21 protein-coding genes are annotated in these 23426 nt (G+C 56.8%); 13 read left to right on the top strand and 8 right to left on the bottom strand.

Features of this window, described 5'->3' with window-relative positions:
- The first annotated feature begins 165 nt into the window (after nt 1-165).
- The 5 genes from dusB (at nt 166) to ntrX (ending at nt 7379) form a co-directional block, all read left to right on the top strand.
- Nucleotides 166-1149 (top strand): tRNA dihydrouridine synthase DusB, encoded by a 984-nt coding sequence (gene dusB / locus ACTG3X_RS07340; RefSeq protein ID WP_439110596.1) that lies wholly within the window; start codon nt 166-168, stop codon nt 1147-1149.
- Nucleotides 1146-2216: a two-component system sensor histidine kinase NtrB gene (locus tag ACTG3X_RS07335; protein ID WP_439110595.1), complete on the top strand. Its 1071-nt coding sequence runs from the start codon at nt 1146-1148 to the stop codon at nt 2214-2216. Before dusB ends, ACTG3X_RS07335 begins: the two co-directional genes overlap by 4 nt.
- Nucleotides 2217-2218: 2 nt before the next feature.
- Complete coding sequence (locus ACTG3X_RS07330) at nt 2219-3586, top strand: response regulator (protein WP_439110594.1); 1368 nt, start codon at nt 2219-2221, stop codon at nt 3584-3586.
- A gap of 99 nt (nt 3587-3685) precedes the next feature.
- On the top strand, nt 3686-5956 hold the full coding sequence (locus ACTG3X_RS07325) for an ATP-binding protein (RefSeq protein WP_439110593.1): 2271 nt from the start codon (nt 3686-3688) through the stop codon (nt 5954-5956).
- 7 nt (nt 5957-5963) lie between these two features.
- Nucleotides 5964-7379 carry a nitrogen assimilation response regulator NtrX gene (gene ntrX, locus ACTG3X_RS07320; protein WP_439110592.1) on the top strand — a complete coding sequence of 472 codons (1416 nt, stop codon included), beginning with the start codon at nt 5964-5966 and terminating at the stop codon, nt 7377-7379.
- Here the strand turns inward: ntrX and ACTG3X_RS07315 are convergent.
- Entirely contained in the window at nt 7376-7843 is a 468-nt protein-coding gene (locus ACTG3X_RS07315; RefSeq protein ID WP_439110591.1) for a hypothetical protein, read from the bottom strand. The genes ntrX and ACTG3X_RS07315 overlap by 4 nt on opposite strands.
- Before the next feature lie 185 nt (nt 7844-8028).
- Here ACTG3X_RS07315 and trkA point away from each other — a divergent pair, with 185 nt between their 5' ends.
- The 4 genes from trkA to hflX all read left to right on the top strand — a co-directional run bounded on the left by trkA (nt 8029) and on the right by hflX (nt 12567).
- On the top strand, nt 8029-9405 hold the full coding sequence (gene trkA, locus ACTG3X_RS07310) for a Trk system potassium transporter TrkA (protein ID WP_439110590.1): 1377 nt from the start codon (nt 8029-8031) through the stop codon (nt 9403-9405).
- Between the two features lie 5 nt (nt 9406-9410).
- Complete coding sequence (locus ACTG3X_RS07305) at nt 9411-10925, top strand: TrkH family potassium uptake protein (RefSeq protein WP_439110589.1); 1515 nt, start codon at nt 9411-9413, stop codon at nt 10923-10925.
- A gap of 125 nt (nt 10926-11050) precedes the next feature.
- The gene (gene hfq / locus ACTG3X_RS07300) at nt 11051-11290 is read left to right on the top strand and encodes an RNA chaperone Hfq (RefSeq protein ID WP_089891201.1); all 240 of its coding nucleotides are present in this window, start codon (nt 11051-11053) and stop codon (nt 11288-11290) included.
- Nucleotides 11287-12567 carry a GTPase HflX gene (hflX, locus tag ACTG3X_RS07295; RefSeq protein WP_439110588.1) on the top strand — a complete coding sequence of 427 codons (1281 nt, stop codon included), beginning with the start codon at nt 11287-11289 and terminating at the stop codon, nt 12565-12567. The genes hfq and hflX overlap by 4 nt, the downstream gene beginning before the upstream one ends.
- A gap of 5 nt (nt 12568-12572) precedes the next feature.
- Here the strand turns inward: hflX and ACTG3X_RS07290 are convergent, their stop codons facing one another.
- Entirely contained in the window at nt 12573-15068 is a 2496-nt protein-coding gene (locus tag ACTG3X_RS07290; RefSeq protein WP_439110587.1) for a penicillin acylase family protein, read from the bottom strand.
- Nucleotides 15069-15173: 105 nt separating this feature from the next.
- On the opposite strand from ACTG3X_RS07290, the gene ACTG3X_RS07285 reads away from it, so the two are divergent.
- Nucleotides 15174-16046 carry an NAD(P)-dependent oxidoreductase gene (locus ACTG3X_RS07285; protein ID WP_439110586.1) on the top strand — a complete coding sequence of 291 codons (873 nt, stop codon included), beginning with the start codon at nt 15174-15176 and terminating at the stop codon, nt 16044-16046.
- Between the two features lie 159 nt (nt 16047-16205).
- On the opposite strand, the gene ACTG3X_RS07280 is transcribed toward ACTG3X_RS07285, so the two are convergent.
- Both ACTG3X_RS07280 and ACTG3X_RS07275 read right to left on the bottom strand, forming a co-directional pair.
- Entirely contained in the window at nt 16206-16535 is a 330-nt protein-coding gene (locus tag ACTG3X_RS07280; RefSeq protein WP_439110585.1) for a DMT family transporter, read from the bottom strand.
- Between the two features lie 12 nt (nt 16536-16547).
- Nucleotides 16548-17003, bottom strand: a complete 456-nt coding sequence (locus tag ACTG3X_RS07275; protein WP_439110584.1) for an Lrp/AsnC family transcriptional regulator — start codon at nt 17001-17003, stop codon at nt 16548-16550.
- A 119-nt stretch (nt 17004-17122) separates the two neighbouring features.
- On the opposite strand from ACTG3X_RS07275, the gene ACTG3X_RS07270 reads away from it, so the two are divergent.
- Both ACTG3X_RS07270 and ACTG3X_RS07265 read left to right on the top strand, forming a co-directional pair.
- Entirely contained in the window at nt 17123-17329 is a 207-nt protein-coding gene (locus ACTG3X_RS07270; RefSeq protein ID WP_439110583.1) for a DUF6356 family protein, read from the top strand.
- Nucleotides 17329-18111 carry a class II glutamine amidotransferase gene (locus ACTG3X_RS07265; RefSeq protein ID WP_439110582.1) on the top strand — a complete coding sequence of 261 codons (783 nt, stop codon included), beginning with the start codon at nt 17329-17331 and terminating at the stop codon, nt 18109-18111. Before ACTG3X_RS07270 ends, ACTG3X_RS07265 begins: the two co-directional genes overlap by 1 nt.
- A 56-nt stretch (nt 18112-18167) precedes the next feature.
- On the opposite strand, the gene ACTG3X_RS07260 is transcribed toward ACTG3X_RS07265, so the two are convergent.
- From ACTG3X_RS07260 to ACTG3X_RS07245, 4 genes are all read right to left on the bottom strand, one after another.
- Nucleotides 18168-20372 (bottom strand): NADP-dependent isocitrate dehydrogenase, encoded by a 2205-nt coding sequence (locus tag ACTG3X_RS07260; protein ID WP_439110581.1) that lies wholly within the window; start codon nt 20370-20372, stop codon nt 18168-18170.
- 158 nt (nt 20373-20530) lie between these two features.
- Complete coding sequence (locus ACTG3X_RS07255) at nt 20531-21739, bottom strand: multidrug effflux MFS transporter (RefSeq protein ID WP_439110580.1); 1209 nt, start codon at nt 21737-21739, stop codon at nt 20531-20533.
- A complete protein-coding gene (locus tag ACTG3X_RS07250; RefSeq protein ID WP_439110579.1) occupies nt 21736-22038 on the bottom strand; it encodes a potassium channel family protein in 303 nt (100 codons plus the stop codon). Before ACTG3X_RS07250 ends, ACTG3X_RS07255 begins: the two co-directional genes overlap by 4 nt.
- On the bottom strand, nt 22035-22673 hold the full coding sequence (locus ACTG3X_RS07245) for a DsbA family oxidoreductase (RefSeq protein ID WP_439110578.1): 639 nt from the start codon (nt 22671-22673) through the stop codon (nt 22035-22037). The genes ACTG3X_RS07250 and ACTG3X_RS07245 overlap by 4 nt, the downstream gene beginning before the upstream one ends.
- Nucleotides 22674-22792: 119 nt before the next feature.
- Here ACTG3X_RS07245 and ACTG3X_RS07240 point away from each other — a divergent pair, with 119 nt between their 5' ends.
- On the top strand, nt 22793-23419 hold the full coding sequence (locus ACTG3X_RS07240) for a helix-turn-helix domain-containing protein (RefSeq protein WP_439110577.1): 627 nt from the start codon (nt 22793-22795) through the stop codon (nt 23417-23419).
- The last annotated feature ends 7 nt before the right edge of the window (nt 23420-23426 follow it).

Raw genomic sequence — 23426 nt, 5'->3', positions numbered from 1 at the left:
GCAGGCAGGTCGGCTAGGGCAATCGCGAAGGCTTGTGTGTTTAATTTTCATGCAGGCAGCTTAAATTTTGTGCATTTCTGAGCGAGGTGGCATACTGGGTCTCGTGGAAGGCTTGAAGACCATCCGAAATAAGCCCTAAGGCTAAGACAAATCAGAGAAAAATCCATGACCGAGCACTTATCAGAGATGATTCCGAATTCGCCTGTTGCGCTGGCGCCATTGGCAGGGATAACGGATGCACCGTTTCGTGACCTGGTGAGCCGCTTTGGTGCGGGGTTCGTTGTCAGTGAAATGGTCGCCAGTCATGAGATCGTCAATGCAGGACGAGACGCGCGTGCGCGGGCCGAATTGGGCTTTCAGAGCGCAAACACAGCTGTGCAGCTTGCCGGGCGAGATCCGAAGTGGATGGCTGAAGCGGCACGGATGGTAGAGGATCTGGGCGCTGCCGTAATTGATATCAACATGGGGTGCCCTGCCAAAAAAGTTGTGGGCGGGTTGTCGGGGTCAGCTCTGATGCGCGACCTTGATCATGCCTTGCGGATGATTGAAGCCGTCACAAACGCTGTGAACTTACCTGTCACGCTGAAGACACGATTGGGCTGGGATGACGACAGCCTGAATGCGCCAGAGCTTGCGCAGCGCGCAGAGGGCGCAGGAATCGCGCGGCTGGTGATACATGGGCGGACACGGTGCCAGTTTTACAAAGGTCGCGCAGATTGGGCCGCTATTCGGGCTGTAAAAGAGGCTGTGTCTGTGCCCGTTTTTGCCAATGGCGATATTTGCAGTGCAGCGGACGCGCGCATGGCCCTTGAGGCCTCAGGTGCGGAGGGTGTGATGATTGGCCGAGGTGCGCAAGGCCGACCTTGGATCCTGCAGCAGATTGCGCACGAACTCTGGGGGGCTGAACAACCCGACATCCCGCAGGGTGCTGACTTTTGTGACATGGTTTCAGAGCACTATGAGGCGATGCTCGTCTTTTATGGTGATCTGCATGGCAGCCGTGTCGCCCGCAAACACCTGGGCTGGTATATGGATGAGGCGGCGACACCCGCTGCGCTGCGCAAGTTGATTTTGACCGAGCGCGACACGGCTGTGGTGCTACGGCTGATCCGTGATCTGGACCTTCAGACCGAAAGGGCCGCGGCATGAGTGAAGCACGTAAACTCTGGGCCGCATTGCCGCTTCCGGCAATCCTGATTGAGGCGAACAACCAGATATTGGCGCTCAGCCCAGCTGCCGAGCAGTTTCTGATGTCATCAGAGCGCGCACTTAAAGGGCATAACCTCTTTGAGGTGGTGGCTTTTGAAGGCGAATTGGAAGACGCTTTTGAGCGCGCGCGGCGCGAAGATGCGCCGCTGTTTGTGAACGATGTAAGCGTTGGACGCCTTGGACGCACTCTGGAGCGGTGTGATTTGCAGTTTGCGCCCTATGATGCCGACCAAGGGCAAATGCTTTTGCTGATCACCCCTCTGTCTCAAGGCAGTCGATTGCCACGGGCGCTCGGCCCTCAGTCGGCGGGGCGGTCTGTGATTGGCATGGCCGAAATGCTCGCTCACGAGATCAAGAACCCATTGGCGGGGATTACGGGGGCGGCACAGCTCCTCTCGATGGGGTTGTCGAGCGATGATCGGGAGCTGACAGATCTTATCGTGGCTGAAAGCCGCAGGATCGTAAAACTGCTGGATCAGGTGGAAGAGTTTGGCAACTTGAGCCCGCCACATCTTGACGCTGTGAATTTGCATGATGTGCTGGATCGCGCGCGGCGCTCGGCTCTTTTGGGTGTCGGCGCGGATATGCATATTGTGGAAGATTTTGACCCTTCCTTGCCAGAGGCTTTGGCGGATGCGGACCAACTTTTACAAGTCTTGTTGAACCTTCTGAAAAACGCGTCAGAGGCTGCAGGTGCAGGCGGTGTTATTCGCCTGCGGACCTCTTATGAGCACGGGTTCAGGTTGCGTACGAGTGAGGGGCTGGGCGAACTTCTGCCCTTGCAGATTGAAGTGATTGATAATGGCCCCGGAATAGCGCCTGACATGATTGAACAGATTTTCGAACCCTTCGTATCAGGGCGTGAAAATGGAACAGGCCTCGGGCTTGCGCTCACGGCCAAGATCATGGCGGCTCACAACGGCTGGGTTTCTGTAAGGTCAGAGCCTGGCGAAACAATCTTTAAACTTTCGTTGCCGCGTGCGCCGCAACACTCAAAAGGAGCCTGAGCATGGACGGAACCGTTCTTGTTGCTGATGATGACCGCACTATTCGTACAGTGCTAACACAGGCGCTTACGCGGGCTGGATGCAAAGTGCAGGCGACAAGCTCGCTCACCACTTTGATGAGGTGGGTGGCGGAAGGTGCTGGCGATGTGGTGATCACAGATGTGATGATGCCAGATGGCAACGGGCTTGAAATGTTGCCCAAGATTGCCGCTGACAGGCCCTCTTTGCCAGTCATCGTGATTTCGGCACAAAATACGATTATGACCACGATAAAAGCGTCAGAGGCGGGAGCCTTTGACTATTTGCCGAAGCCGTTTGACCTTCCAGACCTGATGAAGCGCACAGCAAAAGCGCTTGAAGCGTCTCAGGGGCGGGCTGGCGGCGTTGCACCGGAAATTGGCGCTGAGCCAGCCGAGCTACCACTTGTGGGCAGGTCGGGCGCGATGCAGGATGTCTATAAATTGATAGCAAGAGTTCTGAATGCACAGCTGCCCGTTATTGTGACAGGCGAAAGCGGCACAGGGAAATCTCTCGTTGCGCGCACAATCCATGATATGTCTGATCGCCGCAACCGACCTTTTGTCGCCTTGAGTGAAAGCAGTTTTGCACGCGGCGCGCCATTGGCGGATGTTTTGGCCGAAGCGGGCACAGGCACGGTGCTTTTTGAGGAGATCAGCGAGCTACCCGACGAATACCAGATGAAGGCTGTCCATCTCATGGACGCGGCGGGAACAAACGGACCAAGGTTTTTGGCAAGCTCCCAAACTGAGCTGTCGCAGGCTATGGCTGCGGGTAAACTACGCAATGATCTGTTTTATCGGCTGGATGGTGCTGTACTGGGGCTACCGCCTTTGCGCTCGCGCGTGGAAGATATCAGCCTTTTGGCAGAGCATTTTCTGGCAAAGGCCTCTGGCACTGGCGGCGGCGCAAACAGTTTTGCCCCTGATGCGATGGACGAATTGCGCCGCTATAACTGGCCCGGCAATGTGCGCCAGCTCGCCAATACCGTCGAGCGCCTCGGCCTGACGGCGCGCAGCCAGGAAATCAGCGCAGCCGAAGTTAGCGCAGTATTGTCAGCCCAGCCTGCTTTGGCCCCCAGCCTTGGAGCCTTGTCGGATGAAAAGCTCAGCCAGAGCGTTGCGCGCCACTTGCAGCGCTATTTTGATCTGCATGGCGATGCGCTGCCGGCTCCGGGGCTTTATGCCCGAATCCTGCGCGAGATGGAGCTTCCGCTTTTGGAGATCGCGCTGGATGCGACAGGGGGAAATCAGGCAAAATGCGCGGATTTGCTTGGCATCAACCGCAATACCCTGAGAAAGAAGATCAGCGAGCTCGATATAAGCGTGACACGGCGCCGAAAATTGATGTAAAACCGCAACAGAAGCGTGGCCGCCCTGCATCATGCGGGGGAGGAGCCACCAGATATGGCGGTTGAAGAGTTATGCACTACAGCATTGCGGGAGGCCTGAGTGGCATCTCGAACACATAGGCTGACTTGGAATAAGCTGAGCAAGCTGCGGCGTCGTCGGCGCGTGCAGAACTTTGCCACGCTTGGACTTGTCATTCTTGGCCCCGTGCTCGTTTTGGCGACGTTCCTTGTGTTTGGCCCCTTTGAGCAAGGCGCGCGCTCGCCTGCTTTGCGGATCGTGCTGCTGGCAGACCTTGTGTATGTGCTCGTAGTCGCGGCCCTTGTGCTTCAGCGTGTTGCCAAGATGGTATCCGCACGACGCTCGAACTCGGCCGGCTCGAACCTTCACCTGAGGCTGACAGGTGTTTTCACAATTATGGCGCTGATCCCAACTGTCACAGTGGCAGTTTTTGCCGTGCTGACCGTAAATCTGGGCCTTGAAGGCTGGTTCTCTGATCGGGTGCGCCAAGTTGTTGGCTCGTCGCTGTCTGCCGCACAGGCTTATGAGGGCGAGCACCGCGACAACCTGATGCGCAATGCCCAATCTTTGGCACGGGTGATTGACCTTGAGCACTCGATTACGCCGTTCATGCGCGACCCTGATTTGCGCGAAGTTCTCACCCTTGGCCAACAACGCTTTCAGCCCGATATGCGGGAAGCCTACGTGATCGATGGCGTGGGTGAGCTCAAGGCACGCGGTGAACGCTCGTATCTTTTTAACTTTGAGCTCCCGACAGCGGCGCAGATCGAAGAGGCGCGCGCGACGGGGATCGCCGTGATCAAAGATTGGGACAACAACGAGTTTCGCGCGATCGTCCCGCTTGTCACTTTTCCTGACAGGTTAATCTACGTCAGCCGCGATGTTGACGGGCAAATCTTGAACCTTCTGAGTGAAACGCAGGAAAATGTGCAGCTCTACAACCAGCTTGAAAGTGACCGTGGCAAGGTCTTGTTTCAATTTGGCTTGGTCTATCTCGGGTTCGCCGTGATCCTTATTCTGGCGGCTGTCTGGCTTGGGCTATGGTTTGCGGAGCGCTTGGCGCGCCCTGTCGGCAGGCTCACGAGTGCGGCGCAACGGGTGGGTGAGGGCAATTTGGACACGCAGGTCCTTGAGGACGACGGAGAAGATGAAATCAGCCAACTCAGCCGTTTGTTCAACCAGATGACCCGCCAGCTGAAAGGCCAGCGCGACAGGCTCTTGGAAAACACAGGCCAAATCGAGCTACGACGGCGGTTATTTGACTCTGTCTTGAGTTCGGTCACCTCGGGGGTTGTGGGCGTTGATCCTAGCGGTCGGGTGGCGTTTGTGAACCGTTCGGCAGAACGCTTGCTGGATTGGCAGGAGGCCAATGAGGCTCTTGAGCTGCGTGTGGCAGTCCCGGAGTTTGGGAGCTTGTTTGATGAGCTTTTGGAGAGTGCTTCAGGGGTTGTGCAGGAAGAGGTTAAGGTCACGCGTGCGGGACAGTTAGAGAACCTCTTGGTGCGTATGTCTGTACGGTATGGTGAAGACGGACAGACAGAAGGCTATGTGGTTGCCTTTGATGATGTCACGGATCTTGTGAGCGCACAGCGCTTGGCCGCTTGGGCGGATGTGGCCCAGCGTATTGCCCATGAGATCAAGAACCCGCTGACACCGATCCAGCTGTCTGCAGAGCGCATCAAGCGTAAATTTGCGCGCGAATTACCTGAAGAAGATGCGGCAAAGCTTGCAGACCTTACTGGTGTTATTGTCCGTCAAACCAACGACTTGCGGCGCATTGTTGACGAGTTTTCAAAGTTCGCCCGAATGCCGGAGCCTGAGCGGCGCGCCGAAGATCTTGTCGAGCTGTTGAATGGAGCGCTGACGCTACAGAAGGCAGGTCAGCCAGATGTGTTGTTTCAGGCTGATTTGGGCACGGAACCTCTACAGGGGCAATTTGACGCGACCATGATAGGACAGGCGCTTACCAACCTGATCAAGAATGCGGGTGAGGCCATCGACACGCGCACAGAGAAGCTGGGGGGCCACATCAAACCCCAAATTCGCATAACCGCTGGGCGCATAGAGGATGAGGCGGAAATTCGCATTGCAGACAATGGCATTGGCCTCCCTGAAGATCGGGCCAAGCTGTTTGAGCCTTACGTGACAACGCGAGACAAGGGCACCGGGCTGGGCCTGCCCATTGTCAAAAAGATTATCGAAGAACACGGCGGCACGCTCAAACTTGAGGATGCAGCTTTATTTGAAGGCGACACCCACGCCGGTGCAATGGCTGTGATACGGCTGCCCTTAACAGCGGCAGGTGAGCCTCAAACGACTTTTGAAACACCGACTATAAATGTGACGGAATGAGGGACTTATGAGTGATATTCTGATCGTAGATGACGAACGTGACATTCGGGAGCTGATCTCCGATATCCTCGAGGATGAGGGCTATAGCACGCGTTTGGCTGGAAACTCTGATGATGCAATGAAAGAAGTCCATGACACGCGTCCTGGTCTTCTCATTCTGGATATCTGGCTCAAAGACAGCAAGATGGATGGCATAGACATCCTAAAAGCTGTGAAAACCGATTATCCCGAAGTGCCCGTCGTGATTATTTCCGGTCACGGGAATATCGAGATCGCTGTCGCAGCAATCAAGCAAGGGGCATATGACTTTATCGAGAAGCCGTTCAATATTGACCAGCTGCTTGTTGTCATTCGCCGCGCGATGGAAACGTCGCGGTTGCGGCGCGAAAATATCGAGCTCAAGCGCAAGGACACGCCGCCCTCAGAGATGATGGGAAGCTCGGCCGCGTTCCGCGCAATGCAAAGCCAACTTGATAAAGTGACCAAGTCAAACGGTCGTGTGATGCTGACAGGGCCGTCAGGCTCGGGCAAGGAAACGGCCGCGCGCTATATTCATATGGGGTCTAACCGTGCCAGTGCGCCTTTCGTGACGGTTGGCTGCGCCGCGATAGAGCCTGAACAGATGGAACGTCTGCTTTTTGGCCGTGAAAGTCCTGAAAAAGGTGTTGAGCTGGGCCTCCTTGAGGAAGCCAATGGCGGGATCATCTATTTTGACGAAATCGCCGATATGCCGCTCGGGACACAGACCAAAATTTTGCGGGTGTTGGTTGATCAGCAGTTTCTGCGGGTTGGCGGCGCAAATAAGGTCAAGGTCGATTTGCGGGTCATATCGTCAACGGCCAAGATACTGGAAACCGAGGTGGCGGAAGGCCGCTTTCGTGAAGAGCTCTATCACCGTCTGAATGTTGTGCCGATTGCTGTGCCGTCACTGGAAGAGCGGCGTGAGGATATTCCTTTGCTGGCAAAATACTTCATTGAACGGCTGCAGAAAGAGCAAGGGCTTACTGCGCGCGCGATTTCTGATGAAGCGCTGGCGCTTTTGCAAACGATGACATGGCCCGGGAACCTCAGACAGTTGAAAAACATGGTCGAGCGCTTGCTGATTATGGGGGCAGGCGGTGGCGAGATCACAGGCAAAGAGCTCTCCGCAGGCGAAGCGGCTCACGGCAGTGAGGAGGGTGGCAAGATTGTCTTGCCAAGTGTTATGGCGACGCTGCCCTTGCGCGAGGCGCGCGAAGAGTTTGAGCGCGAGTATCTGCTGACCCAAATCAACCGTTTTGGCGGCAATATATCGCGCACGGCACAGTTTGTAGGCATGGAACGCTCAGCTTTGCACCGTAAGCTGAAATCCCTTGGGGTGGTGACCTCCAACCGCTCGGGCGCGCGCGTGGCCTTACATGAAGATGAAGACGACGAGGTCTAAGGCGTCACGATCTGCCATGTCCCGCCTTGGTTGCGAACAACACAGGCTTGCGGTGTGAGCTTGGGGAGGCGGCTTGTCGTCGCGCTCGGCACTGTATGAGCAACAGTTTGCTTACAGGCAGGTAGGCGGATGAATTCGTAGCCTTGCTGGCGCATGCAGAGGTCGCTTGCCTCCTTGCGCAGGCCTTCATTGGCATCTGTGGTGATGAATTCGGGCGGCAAATAAAAACCGCCACGGCGTTGGCAGACACCATTTGCATCACAGATCTGCCGTGAGGGCACAAAGCGCCCCGGGATCGTACGGGTAACAGTGCGCACGGGCACATCTCTGGCAGCTTTAATTTTACAGCTTGTCTCCGTATCACGCGCGGTTTGGACACTCACACCTTCTTTGTAATAAAGGCTCAAGGGCATACAGCCTGCCAACGCAAGAAAACTTATCGCAAGACTTGTTGTATACCGCATGACGGCTCTCCTCATTATCACCTAACTTGCCTTTTACACGGATCGGTGTCACCCAGATTTTGTTAGGTGTAGACCAGCAAAGCGCCGCTTTGCCGACAGAGCCTGCTCAAGAGTGGCGCGTACAAAGCAATTGACGCTCTCTGGCGCATCTGGCACGACACCTCACCAAGGTATAGGGAAGACCAATGAAAGTTATCATTTGCGGTGCAGGTCAGGTTGGCTGGCAAATTGCACGTCATCTCTCTGGCGAGGCCAATGATGTTACGGTCATTGATAGCAACCCCGATCTTGTGCGGCGCGCGATGGATACGCTGGATGTGCAGGGGATTGCCGGTTTTGCGTCATACCCCGATATCCTTGATAAAGCGGGCGCGCGCGATGCGGACATGGTTATCGCGGCGACCCACTCCGACGAGGTTAACATGGTGATCTGTCAGGTCGCCCACTCGATTTTTTCTGTTCCGCGTAAAATCGCACGCTTGCGCTCGCAAAGCTATCTGACTGCGATTTACTCAGACCTTTATCGCCGCGATCACCTGCCGATAGATGTTGTTATCAGCCCAGAGAAAGAGGTCGCAGAGGCTGCCTTGCGCCGTCTGTCCGCGCCATCTGCGTTTGATATTGAGACCTTCATGGACGGGAAAGCGCAGGTCTTGGGGATCAGAATTGATGCCGATTGTCCTGTGATCAACACACCGTTGCGCCAGCTGACGGACCTTTTTTCGACCTTGAAGGTTATTGTGATCGGCATCCGCCGTGACGGCCGCCTGTTCGCGCCCGAGGCCGCAGACCAGATTTTTGTGAACGACGAATGCTACCTCTGTATCGCACGCGAAGACGTGCCACGCACGCTTGAAGTGTTTGGTAAAAGCTCGGCCAAACAAGAGCGCGTGGTTCTGATTGGCGGTGGCAATGTTGGCCTTACTGTCGCCAAAGCCCTTGAAAAAAACGAGACGCGCATCAGAGCGAAAGTCATCGAGCGGAACCGGAAGACTGCAGAGTTTGCGGCAGATTCTCTGGAGCGTACCATTGTCCTCAATGGCGACGGGCTTGATTCTGCTTTGTTGGCCGAGGCCAATATCGACCGTGCTGATGCTGTGTTGTGTGTCACGGATGATGACAAAACCAACCTGCTTGCTGCGGTGCGTGCCAAGAGTGAAGGCTGCCCGATGGCCATTGCCTTGATCAATGATCCCACCCTCATTCCTCTCATGGGGCCAATGGGGATTGACGCCTACATCAACCCGCGGGCCACGACTGTGAGCTCTATCTTGCGCCACATTCGGCATGGCCGTGTGAAAGGTGTCTACTCTATTGGAGATGCCGAAGCCGAGATTATTGAGGCAGAAGTGCTCTCAACCTCGCCCATTGCGGGGCAAGCCATCCGCGATATCGATTTTCCCGAGGGGGTCCTGATCGGCGCGCTGATGAAAAACGGGACAGTCATCAAGCCGCGTGGGGCGACGCGCGTGGAGGAGGGCGATGTGATTGTGCTCTTTGCGATGGCCGACGACGTGCGAGAGGTGGAGCGCCTGTTACAAGTCTCCATCGATTTCTTCTAGTGATCATGAAGCGCCTCGCCGACATTCCTCTTTTTTTGCAGCTGACCTTGCTGGCCTCTGCGTCGATGTATGTTCCGGCCATTCATGCATTGAGCTGGAACAATCACCATGAGGCGCGGGTGTTCTTTTATGCGGGCTCACTTGGGCTATTTGTCTCGGCGATGATCGTCATAACCCTGAGTGCGGGAGAGGTACGGCGTCGCGGGGGGCTTGGGAACCTTGCAGCCATGGTCGCAGCTTATTTTACATTGCCACTGATGCTGGCTTGGCCCTTCTATGAAGCTGTTCAAACAACCAGTTTTATCAACTCATATTTTGAAATGGTTTCAGCCTTCACGACAACTGGAGCGCCCTTGTTTGAGCCAGGGCGGCTATCGGGCACAATGCACTTGTGGCGCGCGCTGGTTGGCTGGCTCGGCGGATTGTTTATCTGGATCACGGCGGCAGCCGTCTTGGCCCCACTGGCGCTTGGTGGCTTTGAAGTGACAGCCTCTGCCGAACCAGGCCGTGGAGACACGCCTCTGGACCGGTATATGCCCGGAAACGACAAGACCCGCCTGAAACGGGGGCTGGATGGCTTGGCTCCGCTTTACATCGGCCTCACGGCTGTTTTGGCAATCTGCCTTATCATCAGTGGCGATGCACCTCTGGTGGCCGTTATCCACGCCATGTCGACCCTTTCCACAAGTGGAATTTCAGCAACTGGAGGCCTCGAAGGCAGCAGTTCGGGCCTACGCGGAGAATTCGTGATATTTCTGTTTCTGTTTTTCGGCCTGTCGCGGCTGACGTTTTCGACAGATACGATTACGACGGGCCGCCACGGGCTGCACAATGATCCGGAATTCAGACTTGGGATGCTGATCGTTTTTGGCGTGACATTGCTTTTGTTTGTGCGCCATTGGCTCGCTTCATTTGAGGTGGCGCAGGACGAAAACATCCTAGCGGCCTTGCGTGCTCTCTGGGGTAGCTTCTTTACGGTTATGTCCTTCCTCACAACCACCGGTTTTGAAAGCGCTGATTGGGAAGCAGCGCAGGGCTGGTCGGGCTTGGGGACATCGGGTTTGATGTTGCTGGGGCTGGCCCTGATCGGCGGCGGTGTTGCGACAACGGCGGGTGGCGTGAAGCTCTTGCGGGTCTATGCGCTTTACCTGAATGGTCTACGCGAAATGGAACGTCTCGTGCACCCGTCATCTGTTGGCCGCGCAAGCAGCCAAAGCAGACGTATCCGCTCAAAAGGGGCCTATATTGCATGGATATTCTTCATGCTTTTCGCAATGTCGCTCGCTGCTGTCATGCTGTTGCTGACCGCGACTGGCGTAGAGTTTGAAAATGCCATTATTCTGGCCATCGCATCCCTGTCAACGACAGGGCCGCTTGTGCATTCTGCAGCAGAGACGCCCATCTTGCTTGGGCAGCTGAGTATCCCTGCCAAACTCACACTTTGCGCAGCTATGGTTGTGGGGCGGCTCGAAACGCTTGCTATCATCGCCATGTTCAATCCAAGTCTTTGGCGAGACTGACGCGCGCGCGCAACAGATTTAGCAGGGATACTCGTTTTGGGGGTTTAATCTTCCGATTTGGCACGACATACTCAGGAAAGCATAGCCGTAAAACGGCTGGAATCTGACAATAAGGCATTAGAACCATGGCTTCCGACCGTCAAAATCTTCAGGATGCGTTTCTCAACCACGTCCGCAAAACAAAAACACCTGTCACCATTTTCTTGATCAACGGGGTCAAGCTGCAAGGCGTGATCACTTGGTTTGACAATTTCTGCGTGCTTTTGCGCCGTGACGGACAGAGCCAGCTTGTCTACAAGCATGCGATCAGCACAATCATGCCGGCGCAGCCGATTTCTCTTTATGAGGGTGAAGAAGCTCAGTGAGCGATAATGATCCGACGCTGACGAGGGCGTGGGTTCTTCACCCCGACATCATTCGCAGAGATGAACTGACCAGAACAGCAGAGCACGCGCTTGAAGAGGCGGTCGCGCTCGGTGAAGCTATGCCTGGCCTTGAGATTGTCGGCGCTGAAGTTGTGAAGCTGAAGAAACCACATGCTGGCCTCCTTTTTGGCAAAGGCAAGCTTGATGAGATCAAGGAGAGGCTTGAGGCTGAAGAGGTCGAGCTTGTCTTGATTGACGGGCCTGTAAGCCCCGTTCAGCAGCGAAATCTTGAAAAGAAGTGGGGCGTCAAGATCCTTGACCGCACCGGTCTTATTCTCGAAATTTTCTCGGATCGGGCGCGCACCCGCGAAGGTGTGCTCCAAGTCGAAATGGCTGCCCTGAGCTATCAGCGGACGCGCTTGGTGAGGGCATGGACGCACCTTGAACGTCAACGCGGCGGGCTTGGCTTTGTGGGTGGCCCGGGCGAAACCCAGATCGAGGCAGACCGCCGCGCTATTGATGAACAGCTTGTCAGGCTGCGCCGCCAGTTGGCAAAAGTTGTCAAAACCCGTGAGCTACACCGCAAGAGCCGTGCGAAAGTGCCTTTCCCGATTGTTGCGCTGGTGGGCTACACCAATGCCGGCAAATCAACCCTCTTTAACCGGCTGACAGGCGCAGATGTCATGGCGAAAGACATGCTCTTTGCCACACTTGACCCGACCATGCGCAAAGTGGAGCTGGGCGCCTCTGGCCTTGAGGTTATCATGTCAGACACTGTGGGCTTTATCTCGAACTTGCCCACAGAGCTGGTTGCCTCGTTTCGCGCCACATTGGAAGAAGTGCTGAGTGCCGATCTTATTTTGCATGTCCGAGACATAGCGCATTCAGAAACTGCCGCGCAGGCGGCGGATGTGAAGGCCATTCTTGAAGGTCTGGGCATTGAGGATGAAACCCCGTTTTTCGAAGTGCTCAACAAGGTTGACTTGCTTGAGCCTGACGCGGCCCTTGCCGTAGAGACACAAGCTGCGCGTTCGGATGGTATCTTTGCGGTGTCATCGGTTACGGGGTCTGGGGTTGAGGGGCTTCTGGATGCCGTTTCCAATGCGCTCCAAGGGCTAAAGAAAGACGAGGCCATCGCACTCACCTTCGCCGAGGGGCGAAAACGGGCGTGGCTCTTTGACCAAGGTGTCGTGGAAGCAGAACGCCAGACAGACGAGGGCTATACCCTCAAAGTCCGCTGGACATCCCGGCAATCTGAGCAGTTTTCACGCCTCTGACAGGCTTATGGAGCTTTCGGCATCAGGATCGTTTCGCCCACAGCTGCGGCGCGAGCCAGCCCTTCGTCCAAAGACATCGTGATATATTCGCCGCGCCGCCAGAGCTGGGCCATATCATCATAGTGGCGAGACAGAGGGTGACCTGACTGGCCTGTCGAAATGACAAAAACCGAGCTGTCAGGGTCTGCGAAATCATAGACACCTCTATAGCCCGCAGCATGGACGTTCTGAAACGGGTTTGGCCCAGACCCGCTCGTTCGCCCGCGCATGAGGGTGTTGTCACCGCCTGAGGTGCTTTGGCGTATATTGACGAAATAACGCAGGATCGGCACCTCGCCGAGCACAGCGTGATCATGGGTGGCTTCATGGGCATCACCCCAACGCAGCGCCTCAAGGGAGGTGCCGTAGGTTTCGTCAAGCCAGACAAGCGCATCATCAAGCGCAAGGCGTGCAATGTCAGAGCAGGTTTCCGTCGCCGAGGACTGAATGATATTGCACCACATGCTCGCACCGTCGATGTCGCGGAAGACGCGCTCGACAAAGAGGGGCTCTACATGTGTGAACTCTTCTGAGAGAGGCCCGAGGTCATCTTGTATCAGACGCTCCTGCAAAAAGCGCATCCAGGTGGCGTAGATGAGCGGCTCTGGAAGATGCTCGTTCATGCGCCCGTTCCAGCCGGCCAGCAGGTTGAGAGCCACTTGGCGGCGGCGCTCCGGTGTGCCGTCAGCTGCGGCCTCTCCCGTAAACCATAGATCTGCGGCCACCAGCGGCAGCAAGGTCCGCGCGGTGTAGCTGACCGTGTCTAGCTGGGCTTCTATGAAGCTGTCACGCGAATGGGCTTTGCGGCCCTGCATCAGGCGTTGCCAACGCAAGATACGCTGGGTGTCTCCCCATGTATGGGAGACATGGAGCGGAAAGGGCCGCTCAAGTAGCTTGTTGTTTGTGTTGCCGACAATCCCGCCTGACGGGCGTAGGAACTCCGGGTTGGCTGACGCTGGAAAGTAGCCCTGCCAGCGGTTTTGCGCGATCCAGCCACGCCCGGGAATGCGCCCCATGCTTTCGGACGCCGCGTCGCGACGGGGCATCGCACCAATCGTTTTGAGCGCAATATTGTCCCTATCAGCCAATGTCAGGTTTTGTGACGGTGCAATGTAGAGCGCTGCGGCTCCAAGCGCTTCATCGATGCTCTGGGCGCGCATCATATGAAAGGCTGCGCTCATAGAGGTGTCATTTGGATCGAGTGCTGTCCAGCCAAGGGAGGCAACATGCCCTTGTGGTGTGACTGCGCCGACATCGTGAAAGCTGGGTGGCAAAAGCGGGCCGTTATCTGTGCTTCGCAAAACCAGTGTAACAGGCGCCTCATCCTTGATCTTGATGATAGAGCGGCGGGTCTCAAAAGTCTTGTAGCCGTCAGGCGTGCGATATTGCTCGGTATTGTCCGGGTTCAATGCTTCCATGAAAATATCCTGGTCATCAAGATACGCAGAGGTCAGCCCCCAGCCAAGGCTTTCACTACGACCAGACATCACGATGGGCATCCCGGGGATTGTCGCGCCGATGACACCTCCTGTCGCCAGCTCAAGGCGGGCCAGATACCAAATGGCAGGCGCTGTCAGCCCCAAGTGAGGGTCATTGGCGAGCAATGTTCCACCTGTCGCCGAGCGCGAGGGGGCCGCAGCCCAAGCGTTTGACGCGCCTGCAAACGCCGGAGCTTTGAGCGGAGACAGGGGATGAGTTGTTACATCTTGAGCAGGATTGGCAGCCCATTGGGTGGGCAGATGGGCCTTGGGAAACAAGCTTGCATATTCAGGCAGAGCAGCGACGCCCGTGCCCGGGACATCGGGCAAAATGTCTTTCAGGCGGAGATCATCTTTTAAGGCAAGTGACGTTCGTGCGCGCAACACCTCACCAGCGGCATGGCCCGACAGCTGAACAGCCATGAGCTTCAGGATCGCCAGAGAATCTTCAGGGCGCCACGGAGAGATGGGAGCGTTGAAAAGAAACATCTCAGGCGCACCGCGGCCCAGAGCCTTGTCGTTTATCTCATTGAGCCGAGCATTGACCCCTGCGGCATAAGCTTCAAGTGCAGCCAGCGTTTCTGCGTCTTGTGCCGCGACCGATGAGCGCGCCAGCGTATAAATATCAAAGCGGCGCAAGAGCTTGTCGATATCAAGCGTTGAGCTTCCGAAGACTTCCGAGAGCCGGCCCTGAGCCGTGCGGCGCAAGAGGGTCATTTGCCACAAGCGGTCTTGGGCATGCGCATAACCGAGCCCGAAGTAGACAGGCGTATCGTCGGCAGCCGCAGTTTCTGCAAAAATATGTGGGATATTGGAGTGGTCACGCAGAACGCGCACAGGAGCTGTCAGTGCTTGAACTTCAACAGTCTGATTGTAATCGGGCAAGGAGCGAGAGGCGAGGTAATAGACAGCAAAAACGCCCAAAACAGAGAGGCCAACAAAAACTGCGGCAATCCGGATCAGCCAGCGAAACAGGGTCAGCATATCTCTTCCTTCGTTCTCATACAGGCCACATCTCCGGTTTTACCTTGCCAAGCTGGGCTTGGCTCGACACAAACGATAAAACGTTTGAATGCAAGGGGAAAGACCATGGCAAAACTCGCATTTCTAGGGCTCGGTGTAATGGGATATCCCATGGCGGGCCACCTGAAAGCTGCAGGACACGATGTCTGCGTATATAACCGCACAGCGGCCAAAGCCGAGGCCTGGGCAAAAGAGCACGGCGGGCAGGCCGCCGCAACACCGCGCGAGGCGGCTCAGGGGGCTGAGTTTGTCATGGCCTGCGTGGGCAATGATGATGACTTGCGCGCTGTGTGCTTGGGCGAGGATGGCGCGTTTGCAGGGATGAGCACAGGGGCTTGCTTTGTGGATCACACCACCGTCTCAGCCAAGGTCACATCCGAGCTTTACACAGCCGCCAGCGACGCGGGGCTTGGCTTTGTTGATGCCCCTGTATCGGGGGGGCAAGCCGGTGCAGAAAATGGTGTGTTGTCGGTCATGTGTGGCGGTGAGGAAAGCCAATATAATAAGGCCGAACCCATCATGGCAGCCTATGCCCGCATCTGCCGCCGGATCGGCGAAAGCGGGGCCGGACAGATGACCAAGATGTGTAATCAGATCGCGATCGCAGGGTTGGTTCAGGGCCTGTCGGAGGCCTTGCACTTTGCGCAATGTGCGGGGCTTGACGGGCGTGATGTTGTGGAGGTGATCAGCCAGGGGGCTGCGGGAAGCTGGCAGATGGCCAACCGTCATGAGACGATGCTCGACGGAGCGTTTGAACATGGGTTTGCTGTGGATTGGATGCGCAAAGATCTGGGCATCTGCTTGAGCACAGGAGACGAGATCGGCGCGAGCCTGCCTGTGACGGCGCTGGTAGATCAGTTCTACAAAGACGTTCAGAAGATGGGCGGCGGGCGTTGGGACACCTCAAGCCTGATCAAGCGTCTGACGCCAAAAGACTGACAAAAAAGCAATGTGGCAGGCTGTATGGCAGCCTGTGCATACAACAGTATGGACAGGGGAAGACAAAACCCTGACGCTTTGGCCACGCCAGAACGCGGTGCGGGGGCCAGCCCCCGCGCCCACATTAACGAGACGTTAGCACAATAGGCACGGACCAGTTTAGTGGGTCGTGGTGTTCGAAAAGAGCTGGATGGTCGCGATGCCCAAGATGATCAGCCCGAGGCCTATCACCGCGGGCAGATCAAGCTTCTGGCCAAAGACAGTATACCCGATGGTCGCGATGAGGATGATGCCAAGGCCCGACCAGAGCGCATAGACGACCCCAACAGGCATGAAGCGCAATGTCAGGGCCATGAAGTAAAAGCTGATCCCGTATCCGACCACCATCAAAACCGAAGGCCAAAGGCGCGTGAACTGCTGGCTTGCCTGCATCGCAGAGGTTGCGATGGTTTCAAAGGCAACTGCGATGGCGAGGTAGAGATAGGGCATGAGCGGATTCCTTCAAAGCGGTAGCTCGGTTGTATCCTTGATATCTTCCATAACAAAGCTTGCCGAGACATCGGCCATAGAAATTTTGGAGATCATCTTTTGATAGAGGCGATCATAGCCTGCCATATCGGCCACATGCGCGCGGATCAGATAATCCAGATCACCTGACATGCGGTAGACACCGCTGATCTCGGGTATGGCGCGGGTGGCGCGGGCAAAATCTTCTGACCAGTTCGCCGTGTGCTTTTCGGCGCGCACCTGAATAAAGACGGTCAAGCCAAAGCCGAGGGCTTTGGCATTGAGCAGCGCGACGCGTTTGCGAATGAGGCCTGCCTCTTGCATCAGTTTGATCCGACGCCAGCACGCATTGCGCGAGAGGCCTATTTCAGCGCTCAAGGTATCCAGTGAAATGTCACAATCGCGCTGCAACGCGCGAAGAATCTTCAGGTCTAGCTCATCATGTCTCATGTTTTCATTATATGTTGAGATTTATTCCCTTAATGCAAGCCAATTGGCTCATATTTGGGACAAAGCCAAGCGCCCGTTGGTCTAAACAAGGGCTGAACAGAGACCAAAGGAGCGCGACCATGATTGCCAAACTATTTTTGAGCCACCCCCAATCCGTGAATGAAAGCTATTTTGAGCATATGCGCTTTGCGCTCTGGTTTGCCTTTTGGCTGGCCGCCGCGGCTGGAGCAGCGCTTGTTCACGCCTTTATCCCTGCGGCGTTTGAGAAGACAGGGAGCACGATTATCGCCAAGCTTTATGAGCGCACCCACAATCGGGGGCGCTGATGTGCCGTTGGGCTGCCTATCTGGGCGCGCCGATCTTTATTGAAGATCTTGTCACAAAGCCGGGTCATTCGCTGATTGTGCAGTCACGGGCTGCTGAAGAGTGTAAAACAGCAATCAATGCTGATGGCTTCGGCCTTGCGTGGTACCACGCGCGCGCCGAGCCGGGCCTTTACCGCGATGTCTTTCCAGCCTGGTCAGACCCGAACCTGAAAGCGCTTTGCGCGCAGGTCAAATCTCACGCCTTTATCGCCCACGTGCGCGCCTCGACAGGCACAGCCATCAGCCGCAACAACTGCCACCCGTTTACCTACGGGCGCTTCAGCTTTGTGCACAACGGGCAGGTGGGCGGCTATGACGGCTTTCGCAAAGCCGCTGACATGATGATTGACGAGGCCTACTACCCCCACCGCAAAGGCGCGACTGACAGCGAGGCGCTTTTTCTGATAGCGCTTGGCGAGGGGCTGGAGGCCGACCCTATCGGCGCTATGGCGCGCGCAGTGGCCAAAATGGAGCAACTGGGCCGCGACAGCGGCGTGTTGCCTTACATGCGCTTTTCGGCGGCTTTGTGTGACGGGGAGCGCCTCTACGCCTTTCGGTATGCGTCTGATGACAAATCCCCCACGCTCTATCACCGCTGGAGCACGAGCCGCCAAGGCTGGGCCGTTGTCTCTGAACCCTTGGTCGACGGGGAGGGCGGCTGGACGGCGCAAGCCGCGGGCAGTGCCTGCCTCTTTGAGGGTGACAGGGTTGAGCATGTTTCCTTTGCGCCAAGCCTTAGCTGAACGCAAAAGGGCGCGCATGTGACATGCGCGCCCTTCGTTTTTGAGTATGCCTCAACTTAGCCGATGATCGCGTTCAGCGTGGCACTCGGGCGCATCACAGAGGCCAGCTTGGCATCATCTGCATGATAGTAGCCGCCCGTATCGGCTGGGGCGCCTTGGGCCGCGGCCAGCTCAGAGACGATCTGCGCCTCACCCTCTGCCAGTGCCTTTGCAACAGGGGCAAACTCTGCGGCCAAAGCTGCGTCATCTGACTGTGCGGCCAAAGCCTCGGCCCAGTAGCGGGCAAACCAGTAGTGGCTGTCGCGGTTGTCTGGCTCGCCGACTTTGCGGCTGGGTGAGCGGTTGTTGTCCAGAATGCCTTGCGTGGCGGCATCGACAGCTTTGCCGAGCACGCGGGCTTTTTCATTGCCCTTTGCATCGGCAAGGAACTGGAGGCTTTCTCCAAGCGCACAGAATTCGCCGAGGCTATCCCAACGCAGGTGGTTTTCGGCCTCAAGCTGCTGCACGTGCTTGGGGGCCGAGCCGCCAGCGCCTGTTTCAAACAGGCCGCCGCCTTGCATGAGCTTCACGATGGAGAGCATCTTGGCCGAGGTTGCCAGCTCGAGGATCGGGAAAAGGTCGGTGAGGTAGTCGCGCAGCACGTTGCCTGTGATGGCGATGGTGTTTTCGCCTTTGGTGATGGTTTCAAGCGAGGCGCGTGTGGCTTCGCGTGGCGCCATGATCTCGAACTTGTCAGCAACACCTTTGGCCTCAAGGATCGCGGTCACATATTTGATCAGCTCAGCGTCGTGGGCGCGTGCGGCATCCAGCCAGAAGATAGCGCGGAAGCCTGTGGCGCGCTGGCGGTCGATGGCCAGATTGACCCAGTCTTCGATGGGCGCCTGACGTGCGGACGCCGAGCGCCAGATATCGCCGGCTTGCACATCAAGGCTGTTGAGCACGGTGCCGTCGTCAAGGATCATCTTGACTGTGCCAGCCTCGGCCACCTCGAATGTGGTGGGGTGGCTGCCGTATTCTTCGGCTTTTTGCGCCATGAGGCCAATGTTCTGGACTGTGCCTGCTGTGGCAGGGTTCAGCGCGCCGTGCTCTTTGAAGAACTTGATGCTCTCGTCATAGACGGGGGCGTATGAATTGTCCGGGATAACGCAGTTGGCGTCGCTCTCCTGGCCATCCGGGCCCCAGCCTTTGCCACCTGCGCGGATGAGCGCGGGCATGGAGGCGTCGATGATCACATCGGAGGGCACGTGAAGGTTGGTAATGCCACGGTCGCTGTCGACCATATACATGGGCGGACGCGCGGCGATGCACGCCTCGATCGCGGCGGTGATCTCTGCGTCGCCTTTGACGCGCTCAAGCAGATCGCCCAAGCCGGAGTTGGGGTTGACGCCCAGCTCTTTCATTTTGTCGCCATGCGCTTCAAAGACAGGCGCAAGGAAGGCGCGCACTGCGTGACCGAAGATGATCGGGTCTGAGACCTTCATCATCGTGGCTTTCATGTGGAGCGAGAAAAGCGTGCCTTCGGCTTTGGTCTTTTCGATCTCGTCTGCGAGGAACGCGCCGAGCGCTGCTGCGCTCATATAGGTGGCATCAACCACTGTGCCCGCAGGGTAGGAAACGGCGTCTTTCAAGACAGTTTCACCTGAAGCTGTTTCAAGCACGATTTTCGCCGTGGCAGCTGCAGGCAGGGTGGTGGAGACTTCGTTTGAGAAGAAATCTCCCCCCGACATCGACGCGACGCGCGTTTTGCTGGCGCTGTCCCATTTGCCCATGCGGTGCGGGTTGTTCTGGGCGTAGTTTTTCACAGCGGCTGCGGCGCGGCGGTCGGAGTTGCCTTCGCGCAAAACAGGGTTCACGGCGGAGCCTTTGAGCGTGTCATAGGTCGCGCGGATCGCCTTCTCGGCCTCTGTTGCGGGTGTCTCTGGATAGTCGGGCAGAGCGTAGCCTTGGCTCTGTAGCTCTTTCACCGCGGCGACAAGCTGTGGCACGGACGCCGAGATGTTGGGCAGCTTGATCACATTGGCCGAGGCTGTTTTGACCAGCTCGCCAAGTTCGGCCAGATCATCAGACTGGCGCTGATCTTCTGTCAGGTGATCCGAGAAGGCGGCAAGGATGCGGCCTGCGAGTGAGATGTCTTTGGTTCCAACGGTGATATCCGCCGCCGCCGCGAAACGCTTGATGATGGGCAAAAGCGAAGCGCTTGCCAGCTCGGGGGCCTCATCAACCTTGGTGTAAATAATGTCGGGGGTGTGGGTATCAGCCATGTTCAATCCTTCTCGAACGAGGGGTTGGTGCAGCCACAGGCAGGTGCTGCGAGTCAGTCGAATTGGCTGTGTGATAGCCTAAGTGCACACCAAAAGAAAGACGGTATGCAAAAGTATACTGAAATTATTTTCAGGCAAAACCCCAACCTATGCAGGGCTTAACGCTTTCTGCGAGGGGTTCTGTCAAGGCGGATCATTAGCACGAGCGCAACGGACGCCAACAGGAAAATACCGATGGCCGCAGGCCGTGGCGTGCCATCAAAGGCAAGGCCAATCGGAATGGCAAACATCATTGCAAACACAGTTGATGTGCCCCCCAGTATAGAGGCTGCAAGCCCCGCGATATGCCCAAGCGGCTCCATCGCCATGGCGTTGAGGTTGCCCAAGGTCAAACCCGCCATTGCAAAGAGCGAGAACTGCCAGAACACAAAGAGCCCGAAATAAAGCCCGTCGGGCAGAGCCAGCGACGTGATCAAGATCATGCTGCCAGACAGAGCGACCTGCACCGCGAGTGTGACCGTTGTGAGAAACTGCATTCCAAGGCGCACGACCAATACGGCGTTGAGAATGCTGGCGCTGCCCGCCAGCACCGCCACAAAGCCAAACCAGAGCGGGAAGCTTTCGGCGCGCGCAAATGTGACATCATAGATTTGCTGGATGGAGGAGAGCGCTGCGAAGAGCACTGCAAAGGACAGCGTTTGCACCACGAGAACCGTGCGCACCATAGAATGGGACAGCATATCTTTGAGGGCGGCCAAAAGCTTGTTGGCCTCAAAGGGGCGGCGCGCAGCCTTGGGCAGGGTCTCTTCAAGGCGGGTGCCAAACCAGACCGTCACAATCACGGCAAAGACGATAAAGGCGGCAAAGATCCCACGCCAGCCTGTAAAGGCAATAATACCCGCGCCAATCAGCGGCGCAATCGCAGGCACGAGTGTGAAGATCATCATGACCAGAGAGACAAGCTTGGCCATTTGGCGGCCTGAATACAGATCACGGATAATCGCGATGCTCACAACACGCGGCCCAGCAATGCCAAGACCCTGTACAAGGCGCGCGGCCAGAACCAGCTCAAGGGTTTGGGCCGCCCATGCCAGCACAGCGCCGACCATATAGAGCGCTATACCTGCATAAATCACCGGCTTGCGCCCGAAACTGTCAGAGAGCGGGCCAGTAAAGAACGTGCCGATCCCCATTCCCAGCACAAAGGAGGTGAGGATGAGCTGTGCTGCATTGAGATTGTCGGGGCTGAGCTCGCGCCCGATTTGGGGCAGGGCCGGTAACATCGCATCAATCGAGAAAGCCGTCATCGCGAACATCATCGCCATGAGGGCGATGAACTCGGGTTTAGACATACGTAGCGTGCTCATTCTTTGGTCTCGCGATGTTGCTCCAGAGCCTTGCGCCGACGCCGCAGGAACGCGAAGTGGCCAAACTGCTGGATGGCCAAAGCAAAGATGCCAAGGCCTGAAAAGATAAAAACCGTGGTGCCGATCTTGCCAACCACCGTGACGGGCACAAGGCTGCCGTAGCCAACGGTCGAGAGGGTCACGACTGTGAAGAAATAGGCGTCAACCCAGCTCCAGCCTTCCACAAAGTGGAAAAACACCGTGCCTGACGCCACAACAAGCACCAGAAGCCCGAGGATAGCGCGGGTCGAAAGGGTCATTCTGGCAGGCCTTCGAGAACCTCATCAATGACTTTGAGCCAAAGCTCGGCAGGCTGTGCGCCCGGGACTGCATGTTTGCTGCCAACCACAAATGTGGGAACAGAACTCACGCCCATCTCGCGAGAATGGGTATCGCGCTTTTTGATGTCTTCAAGGTCTGAGTCCGTGCTCAGCAACTTGCGCACAATGGCGGCATCCATCCCGACGCTATCGGCGATATCGGCCAGAACATCATGGCTGCCAATGTCGCGTGCTTCGACAAAATAGGCTTTGAAAAGGGCATCGACAACAGGGGTCTGCTTGCTTTCGATCCCGGCCCAATGGATGAGGCGGTGTGCATCAAGCGTGTTGGGGGTCTTGGCGATCTTGTCAAACTCGATGAGAACACCGACTTTTTTGGAGTGCTCCACAATCGGCTGATAGGCTCTGTAAGCTGCATCTTTTCCGCCAAACTTGCCTTCGAGATAGGCGCGTCTGTCCATGCCGCCAGCGGGCATATCAGGGTTGAGCTGGAACGGGTGCCATTCGATCACGAAGGGGTGGTCGGGGCGTTGCTCCAGAGCGCGGTCAAGCTGGGCTTTGCCAATGTAGCACCACGGGCAAATCGGGTCGGAAATAATATCGAGTTTTATCATGAGGACAGCCTTTCTCTCACTCCATAGCCCTCTGCACCGAAAAGCAAAACCCCCAACAAGGCTTTTGCATGCCGCGCTAAGGGCTTGGCGCGGAGGCAGCAAGGCCCTATGACAGCGCCATGACAAATGCTGCCGATCCCAAATCACTTATCAAAATTGCACGTGCAGGCGGCGAGACGCCCGCGCCCGAGCAGATTGACCTCGGGGCAAGGGTGCGCGACTTGCGCAAGGCGCTTGGGCTGACGCTTGAGCAGGCCAGCAAGCAAGCGGGCCTTGCGCGCTCGACGCTCTCCAAGATCGAGAACGGGCAGATGTCACCGACCTATGAGGCGCTCAAGAAGCTGGCGCAGGGGCTGGAAATATCTGTGCCCCAGCTGTTCACGCCCCCCGAAACAGCCCAAGCCACGGCCCGCATGAGCCTGACCAAGGCGGGCGAGGGGGCCGGGCACATCACAGCGACCTATGAACACAGCTTGATGGGCGAAAGCCTCTCGGCCAAGAAAATGCTGCCCTACCAAGCGCGTATCCGTGCGCGCAGCATGGAGGAGTTTGACGGCTGGGTGCGCCATGATGGCGAAGAGTTTCTCTATGTGCTCACTGGGGTTATCCGGCTTTATACCGAGTTCTATGAGCCTGTTGACATGAAGCGCGGCGACAGCGCCTATTATGACGCCTCGATGGGTCACAATGTTGTGTCTGTCAGCTCAGATGACGCCACCGTACTTTGGGTGACATCTCTAATATAGGCGTGCC

This window comes from Lentibacter sp. (genome assembly GCF_965658795.1).
Taxonomy (GTDB): Bacteria; Pseudomonadota; Alphaproteobacteria; order Rhodobacterales; family Rhodobacteraceae; genus Lentibacter.
The sequence above is the reverse complement of the archived record's forward strand: the minus strand, read 5'-3'. Positions and strand labels throughout refer to the sequence as shown.